General features: G+C 73.4%; 12 protein-coding genes. 7 read left to right on the top strand and 5 right to left on the bottom strand.

Translation table 11 applies throughout. The annotated features are described in order from the left end of the window. Positions 1–114 precede the first annotated feature (114 nt). On the bottom strand, positions 115–669 hold the full coding sequence (locus ACFZDE_RS02280) for a hypothetical protein (protein ID WP_390991034.1): 555 nt from the start codon (positions 667–669) through the stop codon (positions 115–117). Positions 670–782: 113 nt separating this feature from the next. Then, positions 783–1,568, bottom strand: coding sequence for an aspartate/glutamate racemase family protein (locus tag ACFZDE_RS02275; RefSeq protein ID WP_391196607.1), 786 nt, complete (start codon positions 1,566–1,568; stop codon positions 783–785). Positions 1,569–1,607: 39 nt separating this feature from the next. Here ACFZDE_RS02275 and ACFZDE_RS02270 point away from each other — a divergent pair, with 39 nt between their 5' ends. After that, entirely contained in the window at positions 1,608–2,798 is a 1,191-nt protein-coding gene (locus ACFZDE_RS02270; protein WP_391197428.1) for a glycosyltransferase, read from the top strand. Positions 2,799–2,816: 18 nt separating this feature from the next. Here ACFZDE_RS02270 and ACFZDE_RS02265 read toward each other — a convergent pair whose 3' ends face one another. Then, positions 2,817–4,106, bottom strand: coding sequence for a TerD family protein (locus tag ACFZDE_RS02265; protein WP_391196606.1), 1,290 nt, complete (start codon positions 4,104–4,106; stop codon positions 2,817–2,819). Between the two features lie 296 nt (positions 4,107–4,402). Between ACFZDE_RS02265 and ACFZDE_RS02260 the strand changes: the two genes are divergently transcribed. The 4 genes from ACFZDE_RS02260 (at position 4,403) to ACFZDE_RS02245 (ending at position 9,135) form a co-directional block, all read left to right on the top strand. Continuing rightward, complete coding sequence (locus ACFZDE_RS02260) at positions 4,403–4,825, top strand: DUF6643 family protein (RefSeq protein ID WP_031111223.1); 423 nt, start codon at positions 4,403–4,405, stop codon at positions 4,823–4,825. A 44-nt stretch (positions 4,826–4,869) separates the two neighbouring features. Beyond that, positions 4,870–5,754, top strand: coding sequence for an MOSC N-terminal beta barrel domain-containing protein (locus ACFZDE_RS02255; RefSeq protein ID WP_391196604.1), 885 nt, complete (start codon positions 4,870–4,872; stop codon positions 5,752–5,754). Positions 5,755–5,863: 109 nt separating this feature from the next. Continuing rightward, on the top strand, positions 5,864–6,469 hold the full coding sequence (locus ACFZDE_RS02250) for a hypothetical protein (protein WP_390991042.1): 606 nt from the start codon (positions 5,864–5,866) through the stop codon (positions 6,467–6,469). A 230-nt stretch (positions 6,470–6,699) separates the two neighbouring features. After that, on the top strand, positions 6,700–9,135 hold the full coding sequence (locus ACFZDE_RS02245; RefSeq protein ID WP_391196601.1) for a right-handed parallel beta-helix repeat-containing protein: 2,436 nt from the start codon (positions 6,700–6,702) through the stop codon (positions 9,133–9,135). Between the two features lie 14 nt (positions 9,136–9,149). Here ACFZDE_RS02245 and ACFZDE_RS02240 read toward each other — a convergent pair whose 3' ends face one another. Continuing rightward, positions 9,150–11,543, bottom strand: coding sequence for a hypothetical protein (locus ACFZDE_RS02240; RefSeq protein WP_391196599.1), 2,394 nt, complete (start codon positions 11,541–11,543; stop codon positions 9,150–9,152). A 291-nt stretch (positions 11,544–11,834) separates the two neighbouring features. On the opposite strand from ACFZDE_RS02240, the gene ACFZDE_RS02235 reads away from it, so the two are divergent. Together ACFZDE_RS02235 and ACFZDE_RS02230 are read left to right on the top strand one after the other, a co-directional pair. After that, the gene (locus ACFZDE_RS02235) at positions 11,835–12,665 is read left to right on the top strand and encodes a DeoR family transcriptional regulator (RefSeq protein WP_391196598.1); all 831 of its coding nucleotides are present in this window, start codon (positions 11,835–11,837) and stop codon (positions 12,663–12,665) included. Between the two features lie 71 nt (positions 12,666–12,736). Further along, entirely contained in the window at positions 12,737–13,204 is a 468-nt protein-coding gene (locus ACFZDE_RS02230; protein WP_390991053.1) for an SRPBCC family protein, read from the top strand. A 10-nt stretch (positions 13,205–13,214) separates the two neighbouring features. Here ACFZDE_RS02230 and ACFZDE_RS02225 read toward each other — a convergent pair whose 3' ends face one another. Next, positions 13,215–14,339, bottom strand: coding sequence for a pyridoxal-phosphate dependent enzyme (locus ACFZDE_RS02225; RefSeq protein WP_390991056.1), 1,125 nt, complete (start codon positions 14,337–14,339; stop codon positions 13,215–13,217). Positions 14,340–14,413: the final 74 nt, after the last annotated feature.

Raw genomic sequence — 14,413 nt, 5'->3', positions numbered from 1 at the left:
TCCCCGCGCTGCACCCCTCGGCCGCCGGCTTCGCGTCCAGGGCCGCGGACAACCCGGTGATCACATTCCGTGATCACTCTCGCCGGTCACCGGCTGTGACGGACGTGCGGTGATTCAGTGCGCGGGAGCGCCCGGCTTGGAGGGCCGCAGCCGTGCCTCGATCACCCGTACGGCCGCCTCCGCGTCGTCCACGGTGATCGTGAAGGTGTGCCCGTCCCACAGCTCCAGCTCGACGCCCTCACCGCGTCGCACCACCACCGCGGTGCCCTTCTCGGGCCGCCAGCGGTAGCCCCAGCCACCCCAGTGGCGGGGGGTGACGTGGGAGATGTACGTGGCGCCGGCCACGCTGGAGAGCGGGATACGGCGACGGGGGACGCCGATGTGGCCGCAGCGCACTTCGAGGTGCTCCTCGTCGACCCGCAGGGCGACGTGCACGAACGCGAGGGTTCCGAAGAGGACCAGCAGTCCGGCGGCGATGCACCCGACGACGGCCATGACCAGCGGGGCGATGCCGGACGTCCAGGCGGAGTCGACGGCCAGCTCGATGCCGAGTGCCATGCAGGCGGCGCCCACGAGCGCCAGCAGCCACTGCACCCGGTTGGTGGCACGGCCGGTCCACACGTCCGTGTGCGGGTGGGGGGCGTTCTCGCCGTGGCGGTGGTCCCTCATGCCTTGAGGGTACTCAGGATTCGCTCCGCTGGTACCCCGTGGCGGAGCGTGACTGCGCCGGGCGGGCGTCACGCCGACCCGGCGCGAGGGTGACCGTCGGTCACGGGGCGCGGTCAGCGCGCGGGCGTGACCGACCGCAGCAGCCGCCCTTCGGCGTAGGTCAGGGCGGCGGTGGGCAGCGTGCCCTCGCGTCCGCTGAGCAGCACGGTGAGGGTGCCGTGCGGGGTGGCTCCCGGGGCGGGCTGCTCGCCGAGCCGGCGCAGGGCCTGGGCGGCCACCGCTCCGGCGGAGCCGTGCAGCACGAGCGGCGGGCGGCCGGGGCGCTGGACGGCGGTCCGGATGCGCTCGGCGACCAGTTCGTAGTGGGTGCAGCCGAGGACGACGGTGGTCACGTCGTCCGGGGTGAGGGCGGCGGCCGCGGACACCGCGGCGTCGATCGCCGCCTCGTCCGCGTGCTCCACGGCCTCGGCGAGACCCCAGCACGGCACCTCGGTGACGGGCACACCGCCGGCGAAGTCCCGGATCAGACCCTGCTGGTAGGGGCTGCCGGTGGTGGCGGGGGTGGCCCAGATGGCGAGGTGCCCGCCGCCGGCCGCGGCCGGCTTGATCGCGGGGACGGTTCCGACGACCGGGATACCCGGTTCGAGGCGGGTGCGCAGGGCGGTGAGGGCGTGCACCGTCGCGGTGTTGCAGCCGACGATCAGGGCGTCCGGGCGGCGGGCCGCGGCGGCTTCGGCGACGGCCAGGGCGCGCTCGGTGAGGTCCTGCGGGGTGCGCGGGCCCCAGGGCATGCCGTCCGGGTCGAGGGAGAGCACGAGATCGGCGTCGGGGCGCAGCCGCCGAACCGCGGCGGTGGCCGCCAGCAGACCGATTCCGGAGTCCATGAGCGCGATCTTCACCCGATCACGATAGACGATGAGCCGTTGCGGGCCGCCCGGGTGGTGCAGACTGCGCGCGTGAGCGCCGTTGTGTGGACTGCCGCTGGATCACTGCTCGCCTGGCTGTGGCTGCTGCTCTGTCAGGGCTTCTTCTGGCGCACCGATGTGCGGCTTCCCGCGCGCGCGGATCCCGGGGCGTGGCCGTCCGTGTGCGTCGTGGTGCCCGCCCGTGACGAGGCGCCCGTGCTGCCCGCCGCGCTGCCGTCGCTGCTCGCGCAGGACTATCCGGGGCGGGCGGAGGTCTTCCTCGTCGACGACGGCAGTGCGGACGGCACCGGCGACCTCGCGCGTGAGCTGGCGCGGCGGCACGGCGGACTGCCGCTGACCGTGGATTCGCCGGGCGAGCCCCCTGCGGGCTGGACCGGCAAGCTGTGGGCGGTGCGGCACGGCATCACGCTGGCACGCGCGCGTGAGCCCGAGTACCTCCTCCTCACGGACGCCGATATCGCGCACGCGCCGGACAGTCTGCGCGAGCTGGTGGCGGCGGCCCGCTCCGGCGGGTTCGACGTGGTCTCCCAGATGGCCCGACTGCGGGTGGAGAGCGTCTGGGAACGGCTCGTCGTGCCCGCGTTCGTCTACTTCTTCGCGCAGCTCTACCCCTTCCGCCGGATCGCCGGGCCGGGGCGGACGGCGGCCGCGGCCGGGGGCTGTGTCCTGCTGCGGACGGAGGCCGCCGAGCGGGCGCGGATCCCGGAGGCGATCCGGCACGCCGTGATCGACGACGTGGCGCTCGCGCGGGCCGTCAAGCGCGGCGGCGGCCGGGTCTGGCTGGGGCTCGCCGAGCGGGTGGACAGCGTGCGGCCGTATCCGCGGCTGCACGACCTGTGGCGCATGGTGTCGCGCAGTGCCTACGCCCAGCTGCGGCACAACCCCCTGCTGCTGGCCGGTACGGTCGCCGGGCTGGCGCTGGTGTATCTGGTCCCGCCGGTGGCGGTCCTGGCGGGCCTCGCCGCCGGCCGTGCGTCCGCGGCGGCGCTCGGGGGTCTCGCGTGGCTGGTCATGGCGGGTACGTACGTCCCGATGCTGCGCTACTACCGGCAGCCGCTGTGGCTCGCCCCCGTGCTGCCGTTCACCGCGTTCCTCTATCTCCTGATGACGGTGGATTCCGCGGTGCAGCACTACCGGGGGCGGGGTGCGGCCTGGAAGGGTCGCACCTACGCGCGTCCGGACGCCGTGCCCGACGAGGGCTGATGCCCGAAGCCAGGGGGGTCACTTCCTGCCGGGGGTCCAGTTCATGCCCCAGCCATAGGCGTGGTCCACGGTCCGTTGCGGGCTCACTCCGCGGTCGGGCACCAGGTAGCGGGCCTCGCGCTGGACGATCAGGTCGCCGCCGGTGTTGGTGATCAGGGCGAGCGCGCACACGAGGGAGGGGACGGTGCACTCGTCGAGGGAGAACTCGATCGGCGCGCCGTGCTGCGGCCGGAGCGTGACCGAGGCGTGCAGATCGGCGAAGGAGCGGGCGCCCTCGTAGATGGTGACGAAGACGAGGATGCGCCGGAAGGCGTTCTTGTGGTCGAGGTTGACGGTGAGGTTCTCCCCCGTCGACACGGCTCCGGTGCGGTCGTCGCCGTCGAGGTGGATGAACGGAGGCTGGTGCAGCGCCCCGAAGCTGTTGCCGAGGGCCTGGACGACGCCCTTGCTGCCGTCGCTGAGTTCGTACAGCGCGCACAGGTCGAGGTCGAGGTCGGAGTGCATCGCCGTCGGGCGACCGAATTTGCTGCTCCATCCGGAGAACTGCTTGCGCACCTCCCAGTTGAGGTTCACGTGCAGGGCGCCGGAGGTGCCGCCCTGCTTGGTGAGGGAGACGGAGGGCGATGCCTTGGTGAGCGTCACCTTGGTGAGGCGGACGGGCGTGGGCGGCGCGGCGGGCGGGGGCGGCGGGGCGGACTGCGGCATCGGCGGGGGCGTGTACGGGGCGGACGGCGGGGTGCCGGGAGGCGCCGGAGCCGCGACCGGCGCCGGTGCCGGTGCCGCCTGCTGGGGCTCGTCCACCGTGATGCCGTAGTCGGTGGCCAGTCCTTCGAGTCCGCTGCTGTAGCCCTGGCCGACGGCGCGGAACTTCCAGGCGCCCTGGCGGCGGTAGAACTCGCCCAGCACGAAAGCGGTTTCGGTGGTGGCGCCGGGGTTCTCGAATCGTGCCACCGGCGTGCCCTGGGCCGCGTCCTGGACCTCGATGTAGAGATCCGGGACCTTGCCGAACGCACCGCCGTCGGAGGAGGCGGCGAGGACCAGCGTCTCGATCTCGGGCTCCACGCGCGCGAGGTCGACGAGGAGCGTGTCGGTCACCCGGCCGCCGGTGTCGCGCTTGCCCTCGTGCCGGACGGCACCGGAGGAGTGCGCGGGCTGGTTGTAGAAGACGAAGTCCGCGTCGGAACGGACCTTGCCGCTCACCAACAGCAAGGCGGAGGCGTCGGCGTCGGGCACTCCGGGTCCGGTGCGCCATCCCAATTCCACCCGCAGAGCCGCGGTGGGCACCGGAGTGTTTGAACCTTTCAGCATGTGCATGTCCGCCCCCATTGCGTGTCACCGTGCCAGGCCCGTCCCGGCGGTTCATCGAGTTCCGTGCGCACAACCTATTCGCTGCGGCGGCGAAGGCCCATGCACGACCACGCGGAAGACCGCGCCCAACCGCTGGTAACCCGCCCGGAACTCGGCCTTTACACGATCAGATCCGTGTTCGGCGCCCCTTTTTGCCGAGTTCGCTCGCATTGGGGATCCCGGGTCACTGCGGACACGGAAAACAACCCTCTTATCGGTCTCCCCAACCAGCACATCGTGGGCTTAACTTATGTGCCATGACCTCCCCCCGCTCCACCTATGGCGGCGGCTACTACTCCGCCTCCTTCCCGGACACCCCGATCTACGACAGGCTCGTCGCCGAGCGGGGCACCCCGCAGATCGCCCCGATCCGGGTCCCCGCTCAGTACGACATGCCGGGCAGCCACCTGCCCGCGCTGCCCTCGGCCCTGCCCGCCCTTCCGGCAGCGCCCTCCCAGCCCGCCTACGGCTATCCGCAGGCGCAGCAGCCCGCACCGCTGCAGCAGGCACCCGCGGCGTACATCCCGCAGCAGGCCACCGCTCCGCGCGGTTACCCCGGCCCGCAGCAGCCGCGCCCGGCGGCCCCCGCGGGCTACGAGGCGATGCGCCCCGCGGCTCCCCGGCCGGCCCCGGCTCCCTATCAGGACCCGTACAACAACCAGCAGTACCGCGGGTACTGAGCCGACCTCCGGGGGCTGTCGGTGCCGGCTGGCACGATGGCCCCATGGGGAACGCTCACCTGCACTCGATCCATGTTCATCCGGTCAAGGCGGTCCGGGGCGTCGCGCTCCGGGAGGTCGCCGTGGAGCCCTGGGGGCCGACCGGAGACCGGCGCTGGGTACTGATCGACGACGGGGGAAAGGTCGTCACACAACGGCTGCTGCCGCGCCTCGCGCTGGTCGCCGCCGAGCCCAGTCCCGGTGGCGGCGTCCGGCTGTCCGCGCCCGGCGTGCCGCCGCTGACCGTGTCCGTCCCCCGGTCGTCGTCCGCCACCGTGCCGGTGGAGATCTTCCGCGACAAGGTCGAGGCGGTCCTGGCCGAGGACCAGGCCGCGCACGCCTGGGTCAGCTCCTGCCTCGGCGTCGCCGTGCGGCTGGCGTACATGGACGATCCGGCCACGCGCAGGCCCGTCACCCCGGAGTACGCGCGCCCCGGTGAGACCGTCTCGTTCGCCGACGGCTTTCCGCTGCTGCTCACCACGACGGCCTCGCTCGACGCCCTCAACTCCCTGATCGCGCAGGGAGAGTACGCCGGCGAGGGCCCCCTGCCCATGAACCGCTTCCGGCCGAACGTGGTCGTGTCGGGCACCCCGGCCTGGGCCGAGGACGGCTGGTCGCGCCTCGCCATCGGCGATGTGACCTTCCGCGTGGCCAAGCCCTGCGGCCGCTGCGTCGTGACCACCACCGACCAGGGCACCGGCGAGCGCGGCCGCGAGCCCCTGCACAGCCTCGGACGGCACCGCCGTGTCGACGGCAAGCTGGTCTTCGGGCAGAACCTGGTGCCGCTGTCCCGGGGCACGATCCGGGTCGGGGACCCGGTCAGCATTCTCGAACAGGCCGGAGATCCGGACGGGAACCGTGCCGCCGGGCAGGGCGTTGGTTTTGTGTGAGAAATTCGTGACAGGCCCCGGGGAGGGGTGATGTGGCTCTCTCTTCGACGGGTCCGTGCGTGGACGGCCCCGACAGGGAGTATCACGGAGCGGGAAGGGGGTGCGGGCGGTGCGGGCGATCAGGGGGCTCTGGCGCTGGCGGCGCAATCCGCTGTGCCGCGCGACCGACCTGGCCGAGGCCTGGGTGGCCCTGGCGGCCCTGCTGCTGATCCTGCTGGCCGCCCCGGTGACCGGTTCGCTCGTCGGCCAGGCCGCGCAGGACGCCCTCCAGCGCTCCGTCCGGGCCCAGCACGAGGCGCGGCATCTGGTGACGGCCACGGTGGTGCGCAAGCTGGACCGCTCCCCCCTGGACTCCGATCCCGAGACATCGTCGGGCAGGGACCTGCGCACCCGCGTCCTCGCCGACTGGACCGCGCCGGACGGCACCCCGCACCAGGGCCCGGTGCTGGCGAGCCTGAAGAACCCGCGGCAGGGCGACACGTTCCGGATATGGACCGACCGGCACGGCCGGATGGTGGCCCGCCCCCTCGACTCCGCGACCGCCTCGACGCACGCGGTCCTGGCCGGTTTCGGCGCCGCACTGGCGGCGGGCGGTCTCGTCGAGGGCGGCAGACGGCTGATCGTCTGGCGCATGGTCCGCCGCCGGTACGCCCGTTGGGACCAGGCCTGGGACAAGGCGGGCCCGGACTGGGGCAGGACGGGCACCGGCAGCTGACCGCCTTCCGGCTCTGGTCAACCCACCACGCGCGCGCACGCTACGGTGGTCCGGCCGAACCGTTCGGCACAACCCGCGCGCGAGTGAGCCTCAGGGACGCGCCGGTGTCGATGCCGCGTGCGCGCCCAGGCCCGGGAGGGGCGGGCTCGGCCGCGGTCGCGACCCCGGGGTGGAGCGCCCCGACGGCGGACGAGCCATCAGTACGACCGAGGTGGGGGCACAGCTACACCATGGCACAGGGCACGGTCCAGGTGACGCACACCGGCACGTCGCGGTGGCGGCGCCGCACGGGTGAGTACGCATCGCTCGCCGCCGCCCTGGAGGCCGCGGCCGACGGGGACGTCCTCACCGTCGCGCCCGGCACCTACCGGGAGAACCTCGTGCTGCAGCGCGCGGTGACCCTGCGCGGTCCCGAGGGTTCCCCCGGCTCGGTGCGCATCGCGCCCGTGGACGGTGTGCCGCTGACCGTGCGCGCCTCGGCGGTGGTGCAGGACCTGCACGTGGAGGGCCAGGACGCGGCCGCCCCCGCCGTCCTGGTGGAGGAGGGCACCCCGGAGCTGCGGGACGTACGGGTCGTGACGCGGTCGGCGGCCGGCATCGAGGTGCGCGGCAGCGCCCGGCCCACGGTGCGGCGCTGCGCGGTCGACAACCCCGCGGGCATCGGCATCGCCGTACTGGACGGCGCGGGCGGGGTGTTCGAGGAGTGCGAGGTCGTCGCGGCCGGGCAGGCTGGCGTCGCGGTGCGTGGCGGGGCCCATCCCCGCCTGGAGCGCTGCCGGGTGCACCACACCTCGGGCTCGGGCCTGTCGGCGACCGGGGAGAACTCCGCGCTGGAGGCGGTGGGCTGCGAGATCTACGAAGTCCGGGGCAGCGGTGTGCAGATCACCGGCCGGGCCACCGCGCACCTCACCGACTGCGACGTGCACCGCACGACGGCCGACGGGGTCACGCTCGACACGGACGCCGTGCTCACCCTCGCCGACTGCCGCATCCACGACATCCCGGAGAACGCGGTCGACCTGCGGTCCCGTTCCGTCCTGACGCTGACACGCACCACGGTGCGGCAGTTCGGGCGCAACGGCCTGTCGGTGTGGGACCCGGGCACCCGGGTGGACGCCAACCAGTGCGAGATCTTCGACAGCACCGGCGACTACCCGGCGGTGTGGGTCAGTGACGGCGCCACCGCGGTGCTGGACTCCTGCCGGGTGCACGACGTGCCGGACGCGCTGTTCGTGCTCGACCGCGGCTCGCGCGCCGACGTCGTCGACACCGACCTGTCGCAGGTGCGCAACACGGCCGTGTCGGTGAGCGACGGCGCGACCGCGCAGCTCGACGACTGCCGGATCCGGGACGCTGCGACCGGCGCCTGGTTCCGCGACCACGGCAGCGGCGGCACGCTGAGCAACTGCACGGTGGACGGCACCCAGACCGGCGTGATCGTCACCAAGGGCGCCGACCCCACGGTGGAGCGCTGCACCATCGACTCCCCCGCGGAGGCCGGTGTCTATGTCTCGGCCGGCGGCCGGGGCAGCTTCCTGAACTGCCGGGTCACGGGCAGCGGCGGCTACGGCTTCCATGTGATCGACGGCAGCCGTACGACGCTGCGGAAGTGCCGCACGGAGCGGTGTGCGCGCGGGGGTTACGAGTTCGCGGACAGCGGCGCGGACGCGGCGTCCGGGGCGAGCCCGCTGATGGAGGACTGCACGAGCGACGAGAGCGCGGGGCTGCGCGCGCCCGCCGTGCCGGAGACGGCCGTGCAGACGGTGAGCCACTCCCCCGGCCTGCTGGGTGCGCTCCCCGGGCAGCGCACCGAACCGGAGCCCCCGGTACCGGCCGCCGAGCCCGAGCAGCCTGCCCGCTCCTCCAAGGACGTCCTCGGTGAACTGGACGCGCTGGTGGGCCTGGAGAGCGTCAAGCGCGAGGTGCGCGCCCTCACGGACATGATCGAGGTCGGCCGGCGCCGGCAGCGGGCCGGTCTGAAGGCGGCCTCGGTCAAGCGGCACCTGGTCTTCACCGGCTCCCCCGGCACCGGCAAGACCACGGTCGCGCGGCTCTACGGCGAGATCCTCGCCTCCCTCGGTGTGCTGGAGAAGGGCCACCTGGTGGAGGTGTCCCGGGTCGACCTGGTCGGCGAGCACATCGGCTCGACGGCGATCCGCACCCAGGAGGCCTTCGAGAAGGCGCGCGGCGGTGTGCTGTTCATCGACGAGGCGTACGCGCTGTCCCCGGAGGACGCGGGCCGCGACTTCGGCAAGGAGGCCATCGACACGCTGGTGAAGCTGATGGAGGATCACCGGGACGCGGTCGTGGTGATCGTCGCGGGCTACACGGTCGAGATGGAGCGCTTCCTGTCCGTCAACCCGGGTGTGGCGTCCCGTTTCTCGCGGACCATCACCTTCAGCGACTACGGCCCCGAGGACCTGCTGCGGATCGTGGAGCAGCAGGCCGAGGAGCACGAGTATCGGCTGGCGCCGGGCGCGGCGGAGGGGCTGCGGAAGTACTTCACGGTGCTCCCCAAGGGCCCGGCGTTCGGCAACGGCCGTACCGCGCGGCAGACCTTCGAGGCCATGGTCGAGCGGCACGCGAGCCGGGTCGCCCAGCTTCCGGAGCCGAGCACGGACGACCTGACGCTGCTCTACGCCGAGGACCTGCCCGAGGTGCTCTGAGGAGGCGCGCCCGCCTATGCGGCGGGCGGCTCGGGCTCGGCCCCGTGCCGGGGCGATGGCACGTCCGGCGCCTGCGGTGCCTCCTCGGCGGGGTCGGCCGGTCCCTGCGGGGCCGTCGGCCGCAGGCGGGCCAGCAGGGCGCGGCGTTCCTCGGCGAAGACCGGGTCGGCCTGGTAGTCGGAGTGGCCGAGGATCGGCGCGGGCAGCGGCAGGAGCGCGGTGCGGCCGTAGGCGAGGGGATCCATCAGGGGGGCGTGGTCGACCTGTGCGCCGGGCAGCCGCATCGGGCCGCCGATGGGGTCGGTGAGCCGGTAGAGGTTGCGCCAGCAGTCGACGTCCCGGTGCAGGGACTCCAGCGCGGCCGGTCCGAAGTGCGCCGGGAACCAGCGGCCGTAGAGGCGTTCCAGTGGGGAGCCGTAGGTCAGCAGGGCGACGCGTTTGCGGGCGGACGGGGCGAGTTGCCAGGCCGCCGCGGCGGCGAGCACGCTGCCCTGGGAGTGCCCGGAGATGACCAGCCGCCCGCCGGTGGCACGGGTCCAGGTCGCCATCCGCCAGGTCAGGTCGGGCACCGCGCGCTCGGCGTAGCAGGGCGGGGCGAAGGGGTGGGAGGCGCGGGGCCAGAAGGTGCCGACGTCCCACAGGATGCCGATGGTGCGGCGGGCGGCGGGGTCCTTGTAGGCGCGCCGGCCCCAGGTGACGAAGAGTATGAAGCCGAGGCCGATCAGCCAGGAGCCGAGGGCCTGCGCGGTCTCGGCGGCGCCGTGGAGGACGGGGTAGGTGCCCTGCGCTGCCTCGCCGGGGGTCTCGTCGGTGGCCAGGGCGCCGACCAGGGCTCCGGCGCCGAGCAGCAGGGTGACGCCGGAGGTGACGGCGACGACGCGCGGGCCCCGGTCGGTGAGGGAGGCCATCGCGCGGGTGTAGGCGATACGCCGGGTGCGGGCGCGGTCCTGGGTCTCGTCCGGGTAGTCGAGTGCCACCGCGACGCGCTCGGCGCGGGCGAGCTGCCAGGCACGGTGGGCCAGCCAGCCGAACAGCCCCAGCAACACGACGAGCAGCGGCGGGATCACGGACGCCTGCCAGGTCAGCAGCACCGGCGGGCCGTCGATCGACGCCCCGGTGCCGTCCAGCCAGTCGGACACCCGCTGGGACACCCCGCCGGACATCACACCGCCCAGGGCGCAGGCCAGCATCGCCACGGCGGGTCCGCCCAGCCCCCGCAGCACCGCCCGCCGGTCGGGGTCGGTGCGGTGCAGGGTGTACGCCACCACGCCGAGGACGATCACCAACAGGCCCTGCACCAGGGCGATCGCGCCGAAGGTCGTGTCACCGGGCAGCCGCCCCCGTGACGTCCAGCCCGGGCGCTCCCACCCGGCGTACAGCAGGGCGAGGGCGAGCAGGACGAGCGCGACGAGCGGCAGACGCCGTACGAAACGCTCGTCGAGGGTGCGGTCCAGGCGTCTTTCGCTGCGGCCTCGGCGGCACACCACCCACACCACGGCGACGGCGCAGACGGCAAGGGCCGCTTCGAGCGCCCACCCGAGCGTGTCGAGTACGGGCGGGCCTCCGGGGCCCCGGTCATGACGGGCGGCGGCGCTGCCGACCGCGGCGGCGACCGTGATCAGGCCGGCCGCGGTGTGCGCGGCACGCAGCCGGGCCACCAGCCGGCGCCCGTACCAGAAGCCGGGCCGGCCGAGCGCGGTCGGGCCGCCCTCCGCTTCGGGCTCGGGGGCACGCTCGATGGGCTGCTGCGACTCGTAGTCGCTCCATGTGCGCCGGGACAGGTACCAGAGCAGGACGGTCAGGGCGGTGGGCACGACGGCGGCGAGGGCGAGCCTGCGGCCGGGGGCGCTCCACCAGCCGCCGTCCGAGACGGTGGGTGAGAGGAAGCCCAGCCAGGAGTGCTGGTCCGCGCACGTCACGGTGCCCGCGCACTGCCAGGCCGCCAGGTCGAGCGCGACCTCGCAGGCCGCGGCGACGAGCAGCACCGTCAGTGTGAGCCCCGCGAGCCGTACCAGGAGCCCGTACAGGCGCACGGTGCGGCGGCGGCCGTGTGCGGAGGGGCGCATCCAGTGGGCGAGGTTGACGACCATGAACGGCAGGAGCAGCAGCCACAGGGCGCGGGTGCCGTTGCCGGAGGTGAGGTTGCACCAGACGTAGGCCTCGGGCACCGGTCCGTCGCGTCGGCGGTCGTCCGGGCTGTGCTCGGCGTCGACGTCGTCGGCGCGCCGGAAGACGGCCGCGGTGTGGTCGCCGGTGATCCGCACCGTCCGCGGGTCGTTCAGCATCTCCTGCGGCGTGGTGCCGCCCACGCCGTGGACCAGGAGTTCCAGGGCGGTCCCTGGCTCCCCGGGTCGCGCCGCCCGGCCGTCCCCTCCGCTTGGTGTGGCCTGTTCCTGTGTAGGTTCCACTGATGCGCACTTCCCCCGTGACACGCCGTCTGCTCCGTCCGTGCGGGCACAAGGATCTCCACTTCCGCGGCGTCCCACACCTCCTGTCACGGAATCTCCCCGATCCGTGATGAAGCGGAGCGCAGGGACGGGACGGCAGTGGCATGTGCGCGACGAGTGGGCGCGGTGACGCTCTCCGGGCCGCGACATGCGAGGATGGGACATCCTCGCACCGGAGCCAGGAAGAATGTCCTGGTCGGAGCCGGTGCGGGGTGTGTCGGACGGCAATGAGGCGAAAGGACCGGAGCGTACGTGAGTGAGAATCAGAACCTCCTCGCGGAGCAGCGGCGATCCCTGATCCTCGACGAGGTCCGCCGCCGGGGCGGTGTCCGGGTCAACGAGCTGACCCGCAAGCTCGGCGTGTCGGACATGACCGTCCGCCGCGACCTCGACGCGCTCGCCCGCCAGGGCGTGCTGGAGAAGGTGCACGGCGGCGCGGTCCCGGTGGTCGAGGCCAGTACGCACGAACCGGGCTTCGAGGCCAAGTCCGGTCTGGAGCTGTCCGCCAAGGAGGACATCGCACGTGCCGCGGCCAAGCTGGTCGCGCCGGGCGCGGCGATCGCCCTGTCCGGCGGTACGACGACCTTCGCGCTGGCGCACCAGCTGCTGGACGTCCCGGACCTGACGGTGGTCACCAACTCGGTGCGGGTCGCCGACGTGTTCCACGCGGCGCAGCGCACCTCGGGCCCGCGCCAGGGCGCGGCCACGGTCGTGCTGACGGGCGGGGTGCGCACGCCCTCCGACTCGCTGGTGGGACCGGTGGCCGACCAGGCGATCGCGGCGCTCCACTTCGACCTGCTGTTCCTCGGGGTGCACGGCATATCGGTCGAGGCCGGTCTGTCGACGCCGAACCTCGCGGAGGCCGAGACGAACCGGCGGCTGGTGCAGTCGGCCCGTCGCGTGGTCGTGGTCGCCGACCACACCAAGTGGGGCAAGGTGGGGCTGAGTTCGTTCGCCTCGCTGGAGCGGGTCGACACGCTCGTGACGGACGCCGGGCTGCCGGACGACGCGCGCGGGGTGGTCACGGAGCATCTGCGGCGGCTGGTGGTGGCCGGGGAGCCCGAGGAGGGCGCAGACATCTGACGGGGGCTCAGCACCCTCCTAGGGTGGCCCGTCCGGTTCTTCACCCGCTCCCGTCCAGGAGGGCTGTGCCCATGCCTCGTCGACTGCGCCCGGTGGGGCTCGACTTCGTCGCGACGGCTCCCGTTCGGCATGTCTTCGAGCGGGACATGGCCGCCGGGGTGGACGCGGTCTACGGCGCCCTGGCGGACGCGTCCGGCTGGGCCGGGTGGTTCGCCCAGGTGTCGGCCGCCCGACCGGTCGACGCCGGCGCGGGGCGCGACATCACGCTCACCGGTGGCATCCGGTTCCGCGAGACCGTCATCGCGGCGAGGGAACCGGAGGTGTACGCCTACCGCGTGGACGTCACCAATCTGCCAGGCGTGCGGGCGATAGCCGAGGAGTGGCGGCTCATCCCGGCGGGCGGCGGCACCCGGGTGCGGTGGACCTTCGCCACGGACGGGACGGCCCCGTACCGGCTGGCCGTGAAGGTGGCGCGGGCGGGTCAGGCGCGCGCGTTCCGGGACGCGTTGAGGGCGCTGGACCGGCGGCTGGGCAGCTGACGGCCCGGGCTCAGTCGGGCCAGACGCCGGTCTCCAGCAGCGAGTCGATCGCGTCCGTGTACGGCTGGATGTCCAGCCCCTGGGCGGCCAGCCAGGCGTCCGAGTAGTACTTGTCGAGATACCGGTCGCCCGGGTCGCACAGCAGGGTCACGACGCTGCCCTGCCGGCCCTCGGACACCATCTCGGCGACGATCTTCAGCGCGCTCCACAGCCCGGTGCCGGTCGAGCCGCCGGCCTTGCGGCCGATGGCGCGCTCCAGGGCCCGGACGGCGGCGATGCCGGCCGCGTCGGGCACCTTCATCATCCGGTCGATCGCGCCGGGCACGAAGCTCGGTTCCATACGGGGCCGGCCGATGCCCTCGATGCGGGAGCCGCCGTCGCAGGTGACGTCCGGATCGCCGGTGGTCCAGCCCTCGAAGAAGCACGAGTTCTCGGGGTCGGCCACGCAGACGCGGGTGTCGTACTGCATGTAGTGGATGTAGCGCGCGAGGGTCGCCGAGGTGCCGCCGGTGCCCGCCGTGGCGACGATCCACGCCGGCTCGGGGAACCGCTCCATGCGCAGCTGCCGGAAGGTGGACTCGGCGATGTTGTTGTTCCCGCGCCAGTCCGTGGCCCGTTCGGCGTAGGTGAACTGGTCCATGTAGTGGCCGCCGGTCTCGGCCGCGAGGCGGGCGGACTCCTCGTACATCGTGCGCGAGTCGTCCACGAAGTGGCAGCGGCCGGAGTGGAACTCGATGAGGCGGATCTTCTCGGCGCTCGTCGTGCGCGGCATGACGGCGATGAAGGGCACGCCGATCAGCTTCGCGAAGTACGCCTCGGAGACGGCGGTCGAGCCGCTGGAGGCCTCGATGACGGGCCGGTCCGGCCGGATCCAGCCATTGCAGAGGCCGTAGAGGAAGAGGGAACGGGCGAGGCGGTGCTTGAGGCTGCCGGTGGGGTGGGTGGACTCGTCCTTGAGGTAGAGGTCGATGCCCCAGCGCTCCGGCAGGGGGAACTGCAGCAGGTGGGTGTCGGCCGAGCGGTTGGCGTCCGCCTGGACTCTGCGGACGGCTTCTTTGAGCCAGGACCGGTAGCCGGGGTCGCTGTGGTCGACGTCGAGGGTCACGCCGGTCCGGGTCTGCTGGGGAGTGCTCACGAGGGCTCCTATCGCTGCGCGCCGACGACGCGTCACGCGGCCGACACCTCCGATCATAGACACCCGGCGCACGC

The organism is Streptomyces sp. NPDC007929 (assembly GCF_042959065.1).
Classification (GTDB): Bacteria; Actinomycetota; Actinomycetes; order Streptomycetales; family Streptomycetaceae; genus Streptomyces.
Note: the sequence above shows the minus strand (reverse complement) of the source record. Positions and strands in the feature narration are given on the sequence as shown.

What these genes read in the sequence shown, in the direction of transcription:
- ACFZDE_RS02230 (WP_390991053.1), top strand. Translation starts at nt 12,737, where the DNA reads ATGCCTCGTCGACTGCGCCCGGTGGGGCTCGACTTCGTCGCGACGGCT.
- ACFZDE_RS02280 (WP_390991034.1), bottom strand. Translation starts at nt 669, where the DNA reads ATGAGGGACCACCGCCACGGCGAGAACGCCCCCCACCCGCACACGGAC.
- ACFZDE_RS02265 (WP_391196606.1), bottom strand. Translation starts at nt 4,106, where the DNA reads ATGCTGAAAGGTTCAAACACTCCGGTGCCCACCGCGGCTCTGCGGGTG.
- ACFZDE_RS02255 (WP_391196604.1), top strand. Translation starts at nt 4,870, where the DNA reads ATGGGGAACGCTCACCTGCACTCGATCCATGTTCATCCGGTCAAGGCG.
- ACFZDE_RS02260 (WP_031111223.1), top strand. Translation starts at nt 4,403, where the DNA reads ATGACCTCCCCCCGCTCCACCTATGGCGGCGGCTACTACTCCGCCTCC.
- ACFZDE_RS02245 (WP_391196601.1), top strand. Translation starts at nt 6,700, where the DNA reads ATGGCACAGGGCACGGTCCAGGTGACGCACACCGGCACGTCGCGGTGG.